This window comes from Ruegeria sp. CDSA077, assembly GCF_059612265.1.
In genome coordinates this window covers 61,534-74,506 of sequence record NZ_JBXWQG010000015.1, presented here as the reverse complement: position 1 = coordinate 74,506, position 12,973 = coordinate 61,534, and the positions used below count along the sequence as shown (strand labels likewise).

The window sequence follows — 12,973 nt, the reverse complement described above, 5'->3', positions numbered from 1 at the left end:
AAGCCGAAGCCGAAGCCGAAGCCGAAGCCGAAGCCGAAGCCGAAGCCGAAGCCGAAGCCGAAGCCGAAGCCGAAGCCTCTCTTACGTCGCCTGATCAGACCGTCGCAGAACCGCCGGTCGAAAAACGCGGCGGCTTTATCCCGGCGCTTATTGGCGGTGCGATTGCTGCGGCGGCCGGGTTCGCTCTGGGTCAAAGCGGCGCGTTCTCCTCGGGTGAGTCCGACGCAATCGCCGCGCTTGAGGCGAAGCTGACCGCACAATCCGATCAGATATCAACACTGTCGAAGTCTCTGACCGACGGGTCGGATCTGTCCCAGAAGATTGACACGCTGACCGGCCAAATCGCGCCAATCACCGCTGATCTGGATGGGGTGAAATCCAGAATATCCGATCTGACCAACAAGGTTGATCCGCTTGCCAGCCGTTTGGCCGAGTTGGAAAGTGGCGCGCTGACGCAGGGCGCTTCACCTGAAACCGGCGCGGCCATCGAGGCCGAGCTGAAAAAACTCCAGGACTCTTTGGCCGCGCAACGGGCCGAGGTGGAAAAGATGGTGTCCGACGCTCAGACGCTCGAGGCCGAGGCTGCAGCAAAATCGCTGGCGGCGACCAATGCAGCCCTTCTGTCACGGGTGCATGAACAGTTGAATACGGGTCAACCTTATGGCGACCTGATTGCAGAACTGAAGGCCGCAGGCGTAACCGTTCCCGAGGCGCTGGCAGCACCGGCGACCGAAGGTGTCGCGACGATTGCAGCACTTCAGGACAGCTTTGCGCCCGCTGCGCGCACGGCGCTGGCCGATGCGCGGGACGCGGACAAGGGCACCGGAATTGTCGCGTTTTTGCAGCGCCAGACGGGTGCACGTTCGGTTACCCCGCAAGAAGGTGACAGCCCCGATGCGGTCTTGTCGCGGGCTCAAGCCGCTTTGTCGGGCGGAGATGTCTCTGCTGCCCTGGATGAGCTGAAATCCCTGCCCGATGCAGCCAAAGCTGCATTTGAAGGGTGGGAACAGGCGGCCCAGACGCGGGTTTCTGCTGTGGATTCTGCAAATGCGCTTGCCTCAAGCGCGAACTCGAACTGAGGGGCCTGCTATGCTGTGGTCACTGTTTAAGATCCTTGTTTTTGTTGCGATTGTCGGCTTGTTGGCTCTTGGCGCCGGGTTCCTTATGGAAACCAAAGGCGGGGTGCAGATCACAGCGGGTGGCACGGAATACACGCTTGGTCCGCTTCAATCGGTCATTGCGCTAGGCGTGATGATCATTGCGATCTGGCTGTTCTTCAAGCTGCTGACCCTGCTGATCGCCACGCTGAAATTCCTCAATGGGGATGAAACAGCCCTGTCGCGTTATTTCGACCGCAGCCGGGAACAGCGCGGATATCAGGCATTAACCGATGGGATCATGGCGCTTGCCTCGGGTGAGGGGCGGATCGCGATGAACAAGGCCGCCAAGGCCGAAAAGCTGCTGAACAAACCCGAGCTGACCAACCTGCTGGTGGCCCAGGCCGCCGAGATGAATGGCGATACCCAAAAGGCATCTGAAACCTATAAGAAACTGGTGACGAATAATGCCACGCGTTTTGTGGGGGTGCGCGGTATCATGAAGCAGAAGCTGGCCGAAGGCGATGATGACACCGCCCGGAAGCTGGCCGAAAAGGCATTGGCCATCAAGCCACGCCATCAAGAAACGCAAGATATCCTGCTGGGCCTGCAGACCAAGTCGCAGGATTGGGCTGGGGCGCGATCAACGCTGACCGCCAAGCTGAAATCCGGGCATTTGCCGCGCGATGTGTTCAAGCGCCGCGATGCGGTGCTCGCTTTGTCCGAGGCAAAGGGCATTCTGGACGAAAGTTCGACCGTAGAACAGCAGGAACAGGCAATCGAGGCCAACCGCCTTTCCCCTGATTTGGTGCCTGCCGCAGCGATGGCTGCCCGTGCCTATATCGAAAAAGGCAAGCCGCGTGCCGCAACGAAGATTCTGAAAAAAGCATGGGAGGCACAGCCACATCCCGATCTGGCCCATGCTTTTGCCGATATTGCACCGGATGAATCACCGGCCGAGCGCATCAAACGCTTTGCGACGTTGACCCGCATACACGCGCAGAATCCGGAAACCTGCCTGATTCTGGCCGAGTTGAACATCGTCGCCGAAGATTTCCCCGAAGCCCGCCGCGCGCTGGGGGATGTGGTCGAAAAACAGGCTGATGCCCGCGCCTACACGCTGATGGCAGCGATTGAACGCGGCGAAGGGGCCTCGGATGTGGTTGTGCAGGGCTGGCTGGCAAAGGCGCTGAACGCGCCGCGCGGGCCGCAATGGGTCTGCGACAACTGCCATGACATTCAGCCGGAATGGGGTCCGGTCTGTCAGAACTGCCACAGCTTTGACACGCTCAGCTGGCAAACGCCTCAAACGCCAGAGATCGCCTCAGCCACCGGTGTTCACATGCTGCCGCTGATCGTTGGCGCGCTTGAGGACAAGGCCGACACCGATATGGATGAGGTCGACGAGGCCGATGAGCCTGAGGTTATCGAGGCAGAGATCGAACCGGTTCGGCCTGATATCGAACCGGCCATCGACGAAAAGACCTAGCGCGCACTTTCCACGTCGAAGGCGTCGTTCCACAGCTTAAACAGCTCGGCCCGTCGGTTCTGATCTCTGGCAACCAATAGGGCCGGCGACAGGGCGATGAACCTTCGGGCGCTGGGCGTTAACCCCGTATCGGCTGTGTCCATCTGGGCGACGAGACCCGAAGTTGCCAGCAGGGTTTGCGCCTGTGGCGACAGGAGAAAATCCAAGAATCCCGTGGCGGCTTGTTTGTTCCGCGCCTGGCGCGGGATCATCAGGGCGCGTGACAGGACCAGAGTATAGTCTTCTGGCAGGATCACCCCAATGCCCGGAGCCTTGGCATTGGCCACATAAGACCCCAACACGTTATAGGCGATCAAAAAGCGCCCATTGGCCACATCGCGGATGATTTCCGCAGAACAGCAAGTGGCCACCGCGTCCATACGTGCAAAACCTTCGATCAAAGAGCCGAAAGTCGTGGCCTCAAGGCTGTCTCCATAGGCAAACAGATAACCCAGACCCGAGGCCGCGATGTCATAGGTTGCCACGCGCCCACGCAGTAGATCCGGCTGGGTCCGCATCATGTCCAGCAGGGCGAACCGGCTGCGTGGGACGTTCTGATCCTGTAACAAGGTCTTGTTATAGACGATGACGGCGGGTTCGGTGGTGATCCCCCACAGCTCATCCCGCCAGCGTCGCGCGGCGGGCAGGGCGTTGGTAAGGTCGGATTGAAACCGGTGTCCGCAGGCCGAATTCACCAGCCAGACCATCTGTTGAATCGCGGATGAGAACACGATGTCTGCAGGATTCTCACCTGATTTACAGACCGTGCGGCTGTGTTGGAACAGAGCGTTTGATCCCCATTGTTCATAAGTGACCTGCAGATTGGGGTTCAGCGCCGTAAATCGTTCGAGCACGGGGGCGATGATCGCAATGTCGGTGGTTGACCGGATCAACAACGGATCCTGACCTGCGCCGAATTCTGCGATGGCTTCTTGGGCGCGCGAAAGCGAAGGAATCAAACTCAGCACGGCAAGGGCTAGGGCTCGGATCATGTGCTGATCTCATCTGTTCTGGCCGGGAAACTCAGCGCTGCGCGAAACCCGGTTTCATCCCGCCCCATCTCGACTCGGCCGTCAAAGGCCTCAGCGGTGGATTTCACGATGGACAGGCCCAGGCCGGTGCTGTCCTCGCCCGAACCGGTGCTGCGATTGAACCGGTCCCCCAGCTGATCGGCGATTATGGTCGCAGGTCCGGGACCCTGATCGCGCACCCACAGAACAGCGCGCGCGCCCTCTTGCGCGGCGCCAATACGGACGGGTGGCAGACCATGACGCAGAGCGTTGCCAAGCAGGTTCTTGGCGGCTTCGCCGATCGAAAAGGCATCGCCATTCACAAGAACTGGCGTATCGCCGATTTCCAGACGCACCTCGATGGTGGGGGCCATCAATTCATGATCGCTGTGTTCCAGCACGTCCAGCGCCACTTCGCGTAGGTCAACGGGCAGCCGCGGCGCACTGTCGATACGGTGGATCACCATGGCGCGCGACAGCAACTGATCCAGCAGCGTGCCCAGTGACCGGGTGCGCCCCAACAGCCGATCCAGCGCGCGCGTGCGGGCTGGAAGGTCGGGATCGTCCTGCGCAATCTCGGCCTGTACCCGGATTGCGGCCACGGGTGTGCGCAGTTGATGGGCGGTGTCGGCAATCAGGTTTCGCATCGTGTCCACTTGCCGATCCAGCCGCCCCATGAACCGGTTCATCGCGCTTAGCATCACCTGCAACTCGTGTGGCAACCCGTCGCTGGCCATCGGTGTCAGGTCATAAGGATCGCGACGGGTCAGGTCATCGGACAGCGCCTCAAGCGGGCGCAGGGCCGAGCGGGTGACAAACCACGACATGATCAGCAGCAACAGCCCGGCCACAGCCATCGGCAGCAAGGCATCCCGCATCAGCCCCACGGTCATGGTTTGACGCGCGCGCAATGTCTGACCGACCAGAATTTCCACCTCGCCCGAGAAATCGCGCTCGGCAAACAGGCGGGTAACGCGGACGAAACGGGCGGGTTCCCCGTTCAGATCAGAGGCGAAATAGACCGGCGCAGTGCCAGTCTGTGGCGGCACCTCGATCACGGTGTCCCGGTCCAGCCCGGTTATGAACGGGCCATCCGGTACCTGAACCGCATAGAAAATACGATCATCAGGCGCCTGTGCCAACAGTTGAAAGGCCGAGACTGGAAGGTCGACAAAGGGTTGGCCATCTTGAATGCGAACGGATTCGGCAATGTCACTGGCCGCGCCCAGCAGCAGCCGGTCATAGGCCTGCCGCGCAGCAAGGCGACCATTGGCCCAGATCGACAGACCAACGAGAAACCCGCCCAGAATCAGGATCAAAACCACCGCGCTTAGAACGCGGGCCGTCAGGCTGTGGGGCAGGCGCAGCCTAGTCATTCAGACCGATCCGATACCCCACCCCACGCTGGGTGGTAATGCTGATGGCGCTGCCGGTGAATTTTTTGCGGAGCCGTGCGATATACAGCTCGATCGCGTTTTCCCCCACATCGGCGTCTTCGAACCCGTAAAGCGAGTTATACAGCCGTGATTTCGACAGATACTGACCTTCGTGCCGGATCAGGGCGTCCAAGACCGCCGCCTCGCGCGCGGTTAGGTTCAGGCGTTTGCCGTTCAGCGTGGCGCTGCGGTCCTTGGCGGCATAGATCAGCGGGCCCAGAGTGATCTGTTCGCTTTTGCGGTCCGCATCGCGCCGAACAAGGGCGCGCAGCCGCGCCTCAAGCTCTCGTTGATCAAAGGGCTTGCCCAGATAATCGTCGGCACCTTTGTCCAAAGCGGCGACACGATCCTCGACCGAGGTCAGCGCCGTCAGCATCAGCACCGGGGTGCGGTCGCCGCTGTCCCGGATCTTGCCCAGAAAGTTCAGACCTGACCCGTCGGGCAGGTTTATGTCCAGCAACATCGCATCATAGGTTTGTACCGCACGGAAATCACGGGCGGATTCGACCGTGGTCGCCAGATCGCAAACGACGCCCGACCGCGCCAGATGGGCCATCACGCCCTCAGCCAGATCCACCGCATCCTCGATCATCAATACGCGCATTGTCCCCCCGCGCCCTGCCCTGAATCTATGTGACAGGTTCGTGACAGCATTATTCTGTAAACAGTACCAGCCCGCAAGGACAGAGCCATGCGGGAACAGGTTTCGGTTGCGGGAACGCAGCCCAAAAAGACCAGAGGAGGAGACATAAATGAAACTGTTTGGAACAAGCGGCGCGATTGCGGCTGCTGTTTTTGCCCTGTCCGGCGTGAGCGCCAGCGCACAGGAATGTATTGCCCCGGCCAACCCCGGCGGCGGTTGGGATTTCACCTGCCGTCAGGTCGGTAAATCTCTGCAGGATCTGGGTCTGATCGACCAGACCATGCAGGTTGTGAACCTGGCCGGCGGCGGTGGCGGTGTTGCCTTTGCCGAGGTCGTCAACAAGCGCGGCGAGGATAATGAGCTGATCGTAGCGGCCAGCGCAGCCACGGCGACCCGCCTGGCGCAGGGCGCCTATCCAGGCAACACCATGGATCAGGTGCGTTGGCTAGCGGCCATCGGTGCGGATTATGGCGTGATCGCCGTTGCAGCCGATAGCGCGGTTAACACGCTGCCCGACCTGTTGGATCAGATCAAATCCGATCCGACGTCTGTGTCCGTGGCGGGCGGCTCCGCCGTGGGCGGTTGGGATCACCTGAAGGTTCTGATCGCGGCCAATGCCTATGGCATCGAGGACGTAAGGTCGGTCAAATACATCGCCTTTGATGGCGGCGGCGAAGCTGTGACCCAGCTGTTGGCCGGTTCGGTTCAAGCCTTTACCGGTGACATCTCGGAAGCCAAGGGTTTTGTCGACTCGGGCGATATCAAAGTCATCGCCGTTTTGGCGCCTGAACGTCTTCCCGGCGAATTCGCCGATTTCCCGACGGCCAAGGAACAGGGCATTGATGCCATCGGCGCAAACTGGCGCGGGTTCTACGCCCCTGGCGGAATGAGCGATGAGGCCTATGGCGATTGGGTTGGTAAGATCGGTGATCTTTACGCCTCGGATGAATGGAAAGAGGTCATGGCCGCCAATGGTCTGGCCCCGCTGGACCTGCAAGGCGCAGCTTTCCAGGATTTTGTTGCGCAATCCGTGGGTCAGATCCAGACCATCTCGAAAGAGATCGGGATCATCAAATAAGACCAGCACTCACCTGAGAGCGGGGTGTCGCGCCGGGCGCGCGGCACCCCGACCAGACCCATACTTCCCTTACATAGGAGATACCCATGAGTGATCGCATATTCGGGGTCTTCGGCATTCTTCTTGCCATCGGCTTTGCCCTGTCAGCGCTGGCGATTGAAGAGAGCTTTCTGTCAGACGCGGTTGGCCCCAAGGCCTTTCCACTGATTGTCGCCGCCATCCTTGGCCTTTCCAGCGCGGTCATCGCGTTGCGCCCGGATGCCGAGCCCGAGTGGCCCGCGCTGGGCCGGCTGGTCGAAGTCGGCGCCGCTGTAGTCGTGATGATGTTCTATGCCGAGCTGTTGCCGGTTCTGGGATTTGTAATCTCTACCGCCTTTGCTGCGGCTTACCTGGCCTGGCGGCTGGGATCTGGTCCGATCGAAAGCGTAGTGGTCGGAATCGGTACTTCTGTCGGTATCTACGTCATCTTCCATCTGGTTCTGGGCCTGTCACTGGCTCGCGGACCATTGGGTTTCTAAGGGGAACGTCATGGAAACTCTTGCATCCCTTGGCGATGGATTCGCTATCGCGCTGACATGGCAAAACCTGCTGCTGGCCCTGTTGGGTTGTTTTCTGGGCACGATCATGGGCGCGTTGCCCGGTCTGGGACCGTCGAACGGCGTGGCCATTTTGATCCCTCTTGCGTTCACTCTGGGGCTGGGCGCGACGCCGTCTCTGATCCTGCTGACCAGTGTTTATTATGGGGCAATGTATGGCGGGAGAATCTCGTCGATCTTGCTGAACATCCCTGGGGACGAGCCTGCGATGATGACCTGCTTGGACGGGCATCCGATGGCCAAAAAAGGCCTTGCGGGCGAGGCGCTCTCGCTGTCCGGTATCGCCTCATTCATTGGTGCGTTTCTGGCCACATGGGGCCTGATCTTTCTGGCGCCGCAGCTGGTCAAGATCGCGCTGCTGTTTGGACCGGCTGAGTATTTCGCCCTGTTCGCGCTGGCCTTCATGACGCTGGGCGGCGTGTCCTCGACCAATCAGGCGAAATCGGCTTTTGCCGCTGCGCTGGGCCTTGGGTTGGCGACCATTGGTGTCGATACCCAGACCGGCGTACCGCGGTTCACCTTTGGTGAGGTGCACCTGTATGATGGGCTGGATTTCCTTGTCGCCATTGTCGGCCTGTTTGCCCTGTCCGAAGTGTTCATCTTTCTGGAAAACCGTCATGGCGGGTCGGATGCCGCTGGGCGCAAGTTGAATATCGGGCGGCTTTACCCGCCGATGTCGATGATCAAGCAATGCATGCCGACCATGCTGCGGACCTCATTCCTGGGCTTTCTGGCGGGGGTTCTGCCGGGGGCCGGGGCGTCTCTGGGCTCGTTTATTTCCTATTCGATGGAGAAACGGCTGGTCGACAAGGACAACACATTCGGCACCGGTGATCCGCGTGGCGTGGCCGCGCCCGAGGCTGGCAACAACGCCGCCGCCGGGGGCGCCCTGGTGCCGATGCTGGCGCTGGGCGTGCCGGGGTCAGGGACCACAGCCGTGTTGCTGGCGGTTCTGCTGGCGTTGAATATTACGCCCGGGCCGTTGCTGTTCACCCAGAACCCGGATGTGGTCTGGGGCCTGATTGCGGCACTCTTCATTGCCAACTTTATGTTGCTCGCGATGAATATCCCAATGGTGGGCCTGTTCACCCGCGTCCTGATGGTGCCCTCGCGTATCCTGATGCCCGTCGTGGCGATGGTCAGCTTTGTGGGTATTTACGGCATCTCGGGGTCCAGCTTTGATCTGCTGGTGATGATTGGGTTCGGTGTCATGGGCTGGGTTCTGCGCAAGCTGGACGTGCCGCTGGTGCCGATCATTCTGGGCACGCTGCTGGGCAACTCGATGGAGAATAACCTGCGCCGTGCGGTCACCATCGACAATGGCAACTGGTGGACGCTGGTTGACAGCCCGCTGGCCATCGGCTTGTGGTCCATTGCCCTGATCGGATTTGTTCTGCCTCTGATCGTAGGCGCGCGTGTCAAAGCCAAGATGCATCAGCGCCGCGACGAAGAGGGCGCGATCAGCGACTGACCGCATTGGGCGTCACCGCAAACCGGTGGCGCCCGATTAGGTAAGATTTGGGGTCGCGTATCCTGATCTGAAACAAAAATCTGAAACAAAAAATTGAAACATTTGGCAAAAACCGCGTTATTGATAGGCACAAAGCTGTTGTGCGAAGGATGCCAGAATGGAACTCAGTGACGAAATCCGCATCGCTGCCCCGCGGGACGTGGTGTATGAGGCGCTGAACAACCCCGATATCCTGCAGGAATGTATCCCCGGCTGCGAAGAGCTGACCCAATCTTCGCCGCAAGACCTTGAGGCAAAGGTGGTTCTGAAAATCGGTCCGGTGAAAGCGCGGTTCGCGGGTCAGGTCACGCTGGATAAATCCAAGGCACCGGACGGATTTTCGCTGCAGGGCGAGGGCAAAGGCGGGGCTGCGGGGTTTGCCAAGGGCGGTGCCGATGTGACCCTGACCGAAGACGGGTCCGAGACGGTTCTTGCCTATACTGCTAAGGTGGATGTCGGCGGCAAGATCGCCCAGCTTGGCAGCCGTTTGATTGCCGGGACTGCCAAGAAACTGTCGGGGAAATTCTTTACCCGGCTCGGAGAGATCGTCTCAGAACAATCCGGCAGCTAGCCAGTTTCGCGCATTTCAGTTGACGGCGACCTCATTCGGCGCAATCACAAGAAAAACTGGCGGGCCAAACCCGAAGCAGGAGGCCAGAGTGATGGATTACGCGCAGCTGGAACGTCTTGAGAAGCGGGTTTCACTCAAGCCCAATGACCGACAGGCCATCCGGCAGCTTGTGACGATGCTGGAATTTTCCAACCTGCCGAAACAGCATCTGGGCGCCTACAGCAAAGCGCAGCTTGAGGTGACGGGCGGGTTGAAAAAGGGCTGGCAGGCAGCCCTGGTCGACACCGGACGGCAGACCGCCGCCTATTCCGGTTGGATGAAAGCCCTGGACACACAGAATATCCAGTTGGCCGTGCCCATCGCCCAGATCTATGTGGGTCAAACCATCACCATCAATGGCGATCATGGGAATTGCGGCCAACGCCTGAATTTCTTTGAAGAAACCAAGGTGATTTGTGGCCTGTGCCACGAGTGCTACAAGGTGCAGATCCTGCCTGAGAACCTTGAGGGGATGTTTCAGGTCTATTTCTTGCTGCTCAACCTGCAGCTGCCCAGGGACAATGCCAGAAAAAGCATGATCGAGCTGCGCGAAGCGGTCAAGTTTCCCTATAAGGCGTATATCTATTGTGAGTCGATCGCAGAGGCGAAAGAGTGTCTTGCGATTTTCCGTGCCGCACAGGCGGAATTTGAGATCACCGGGGTTCACTCAAAAATATCCCACGGATGTTCTGAATACAGTATGGAATACCCCGCGTTTAAGTATTCCGAGGGTGCGGGGGACGACTTTGAAACACCATCCGATTGGAGCGGGATCGAAGAGGCGTATTTCACGGACATTCCGATGCCTGCCCCGGAAAGACCAAGCAATTCCAAGCCGATCCTCAGCCTGCGGGATGTTTTTGCCTTTCGGACATGGGTCAGGTTCGCCGAGCTGATCGGTGATAAATCCTGCGAGAAATACGGAACGCGCCTCGGCCCGGATCTGCCGCAGCCCTTCGTCAAGCGTGTACAGGGGCAGGCGCGGGACCGTCACAAGGAACTGCTTGAGCTTTGCGCTCAGGAATAAGCTGTCGCCGTGTCAGACTGGGAAGTCCAACCCCAGATCCACCGTGCGCGCCGAATGGGTCAACGCACCCGATGAGATATAGTCGACACCCGTCGCCGCGATTGAGGCGATGCGATCCAGCTTCACATTGCCCGAGGCTTCGGTCTTGAGCCTGCCATCCACCATCGCGACAGCCTCGCGCAGCATGTCATTGTCCATATTGTCCAACAGGACGACCGAGGCGCCTCCGACCTCAAGCACTTGGGCCAGTTGGTCCAGCCGATCCACCTCGATCTCGACGGCCATCATGTGGCTGGCATGGGCCTTGGTGGCCTCCAGCACCTGACGCACCCCGCCAGCGGCTGCGATGTGGTTGTCCTTGATCAGGATCGCATCTGACAGAGAGTATCGGTGGTTGAACCCGCCGCCATGCAGCACGGCCAGTTTTTCAACCAGACGCAGGCCGGGGGTTGTTTTGCGGGTGCAGGTGACGCGGGCCTTCGTGCCTTTGGTCTCTGCCACGAAGCCTGCGGTCTTTGTCGCGATTCCGGTCAGCCGACCGGCAAAGTTCAGGGCCACCCGTTCGCCCGACAGGATTGAGGCGGCCGATCCCTTGATGGTCATCAGCGTATCGCCCTTTTTACAGGGCTGGCCATCGGCAATATGCGTGGTGATGTCCAAAGAGGGGTCGATCAGGCGAAACGCCAGCGCTGCGACCTGCATGCCGGACACGACCGCATCCTCGCGCGCGTTCAGGCAGGCGTCATAGGTGGTGCCCGCCGGGATCACCGCGCGGGTGGTGACGTCACCATAGCTGCCCAGATCCTCCATCAACGCAGTGCGGATCATCGGTTCAAGGACAAGATCGGGAACGGTGGAGAAACTCATTACGGCTCCTTGCAGGCCTGCGCGCGAATGGCGAGCGCTTGGGAAAGATACATCTCGGACCGTTTGCCGGGTCCGGCCGAGGGGTCGGGGAAATCGGATCGTTCATGCGCGCCACGGCTTTCTTCGCGCGCCAATGCGCCTGCCGCGATCAACGTGGCAGTGGCGCACATGTTCAGGAAGGACGGGTTGTCGCTGTTAGCCGCCTCGAGCCGCGCGATGATGCCAAGGGCTTTGGTCAGGCCCTTGCGATCACGGATGACGCCGACATAACGGGTCATGGTCTGGCGCAGCTCTGTCACAGCGGCGGGGTCGGATGGGGTACCACCGTCCTCTAAACTGATTTCCAGCGGCGGCGTCGCGCCGGGCGCTGGCAAGGTTCCGGCGATGCCTTCCGCGCAGATTCGGGCATAGACCAGCGCTTCAAGCAGACCGTTCGAGGCCAGACGGTTGGCGCCGTGCAACCCGGTCGAGGATGCCTCACCGCAGACCCATAAGCCGTCGATACTGGCGCATCCGCTGGTGTCGGTCGCGATGCCACCCATGTGGTAATGCGCTGCGGGGGCGACGGGGATGGGCTCCTGCGCCGGGTCGATTCCATTGCGGGCGCAATATTCCGCGACCGAGGGGAACTGAGCCTTGATCTCCTCGCCCAGAACCTCGCGCGTGTCCAGCATGGGGCGGTTGCCCGCCTGAACCTGAGCATAGATGGCGCGGGCGACGACGTCGCGCGGGGCAAGCTCGGCATCCGGGTGGATGGCCTGCATGAACCGCGCGCCATGACGGTTGACCAGAATGGCGCCTTCACCGCGCAGCGCTTCGGTTGCCAGCGGAGCAGGGTCTTCGCCGACATCCATGGCGGTGGGGTGAAACTGCACAAATTCGGCATCCGAAATCAGCGCCCCCGCGCGCGCAGCCATACCGATGACCTGCCCACGGATACGCGGCGGGTTGGTGGTCAGCGCATAGAGCCCACCGGACCCGCCCCCGGCCAGCAACACGGCAGCCCCGCGCAGCATCACTGGGGCTGACCCGCCCTTATCCGCACGCTGAATGCTGACGCCGGTAACACGCCCATCCTCGACATCCAGCCCTAGGGCCATGGTGCCCTCCAGCACCTGGATCGAGGGTGTTTCCCGGACCTGCTCGATCAGGGCGGCCATGATCTGCGCGCCTGCCTGATCGCCCTTGACCCGGACGACACGGGCAAAGCTGTGCGCGGCCTCGCGCGACAGCACGTAATCGCCGCCCGCGGTCCGGTCGAAAGGTGTGCCCAGCGTGGTCAGGTCCAGAATATAGTCGCGCGCCTGACGCGTCACCAATTCGGCCACCTGCGGGTCAACGGTGCCCGCACCGGCATTTACGGTGTCGTCCGCGTGGCTTTCCGGGCTGTCATGGGCGTCCATCGCGGCAGCCACTCCCCCCTGCGCCCAGGCGGAACTGGCACCGTTGCCCAACGCTTCAGGAGAGATCACCACCACCGGATGCGGGACCAGTTTCAGCGCAGCATACAGCGCGCCCAACCCGGCGCCCACGATGATAACGCGGTCGGTGGTGAGGGTTTCCATCTCGGA

12 protein-coding genes are annotated in these 12,973 nt (G+C 60.6%); 7 read left to right on the top strand and 5 right to left on the bottom strand.

Annotated features, from left to right (window positions below):
- Both AC2FLE_RS19285 and AC2FLE_RS19280 read left to right on the top strand, forming a co-directional pair.
- Positions 1-1,079, top strand: a 1,079-nt coding sequence (locus tag AC2FLE_RS19285) for a COG4223 family protein (RefSeq protein WP_496699063.1), incomplete at its 5' end; no start/stop codon positions are given.
- A gap of 10 nt (positions 1,080-1,089) precedes the next feature.
- Entirely contained in the window at positions 1,090-2,586 is a 1,497-nt protein-coding gene (locus tag AC2FLE_RS19280) for a heme biosynthesis protein HemY (RefSeq protein ID WP_271950672.1), read from the top strand.
- Here the strand turns inward: AC2FLE_RS19280 and AC2FLE_RS19275 are convergent.
- From AC2FLE_RS19275 to AC2FLE_RS19265, 3 genes are read right to left on the bottom strand one after another with little or no spacing between them, the layout of a single operon-like run.
- Positions 2,583-3,617, bottom strand: a complete 1,035-nt coding sequence (locus tag AC2FLE_RS19275) for an ABC transporter substrate-binding protein (RefSeq protein WP_496699061.1) — start codon at positions 3,615-3,617, stop codon at positions 2,583-2,585. The two genes, AC2FLE_RS19280 and AC2FLE_RS19275, sit on opposite strands and share 4 nt — an antisense overlap.
- Positions 3,614-5,011: a sensor histidine kinase gene (locus tag AC2FLE_RS19270; RefSeq protein WP_496699059.1), complete on the bottom strand. Its 1,398-nt coding sequence runs from the start codon at positions 5,009-5,011 to the stop codon at positions 3,614-3,616. Before AC2FLE_RS19270 ends, AC2FLE_RS19275 begins: the two co-directional genes overlap by 4 nt.
- Entirely contained in the window at positions 5,004-5,675 is a 672-nt protein-coding gene (locus AC2FLE_RS19265) for a response regulator transcription factor (RefSeq protein WP_496699057.1), read from the bottom strand. Before AC2FLE_RS19265 ends, AC2FLE_RS19270 begins: the two co-directional genes overlap by 8 nt.
- Before the next feature lie 148 nt (positions 5,676-5,823).
- Between AC2FLE_RS19265 and AC2FLE_RS19260 the strand changes: the two genes are divergently transcribed.
- From AC2FLE_RS19260 to AC2FLE_RS19240, 5 genes are all read left to right on the top strand, one after another.
- On the top strand, positions 5,824-6,792 hold the full coding sequence (locus AC2FLE_RS19260) for a Bug family tripartite tricarboxylate transporter substrate binding protein (RefSeq protein ID WP_142637503.1): 969 nt from the start codon (positions 5,824-5,826) through the stop codon (positions 6,790-6,792).
- 86 nt (positions 6,793-6,878) lie between these two features.
- The gene (locus tag AC2FLE_RS19255; RefSeq protein WP_271950677.1) at positions 6,879-7,310 is read left to right on the top strand and encodes a tripartite tricarboxylate transporter TctB family protein; all 432 of its coding nucleotides are present in this window, start codon (positions 6,879-6,881) and stop codon (positions 7,308-7,310) included.
- A 10-nt stretch (positions 7,311-7,320) separates the two neighbouring features.
- Complete coding sequence (locus tag AC2FLE_RS19250) at positions 7,321-8,859, top strand: tripartite tricarboxylate transporter permease (protein ID WP_142637508.1); 1,539 nt, start codon at positions 7,321-7,323, stop codon at positions 8,857-8,859.
- Positions 8,860-9,016: 157 nt separating this feature from the next.
- Positions 9,017-9,469, top strand: a complete 453-nt coding sequence (locus AC2FLE_RS19245) for an SRPBCC family protein (RefSeq protein ID WP_142637510.1) — start codon at positions 9,017-9,019, stop codon at positions 9,467-9,469.
- Between the two features lie 91 nt (positions 9,470-9,560).
- A complete protein-coding gene (locus AC2FLE_RS19240; protein ID WP_496699055.1) occupies positions 9,561-10,535 on the top strand; it encodes a hypothetical protein in 975 nt (324 codons plus the stop codon).
- 12 nt (positions 10,536-10,547) lie between these two features.
- Here AC2FLE_RS19240 and nadC read toward each other — a convergent pair whose 3' ends face one another.
- A complete protein-coding gene (gene nadC, locus AC2FLE_RS19235) occupies positions 10,548-11,402 on the bottom strand; it encodes a carboxylating nicotinate-nucleotide diphosphorylase (protein ID WP_496699053.1) in 855 nt (284 codons plus the stop codon).
- Positions 11,402-12,967, bottom strand: coding sequence for an L-aspartate oxidase (locus tag AC2FLE_RS19230; RefSeq protein ID WP_496699052.1), 1,566 nt, complete (start codon positions 12,965-12,967; stop codon positions 11,402-11,404). Before AC2FLE_RS19230 ends, nadC begins: the two co-directional genes overlap by 1 nt.
- Positions 12,968-12,973 lie beyond the last annotated feature (6 nt).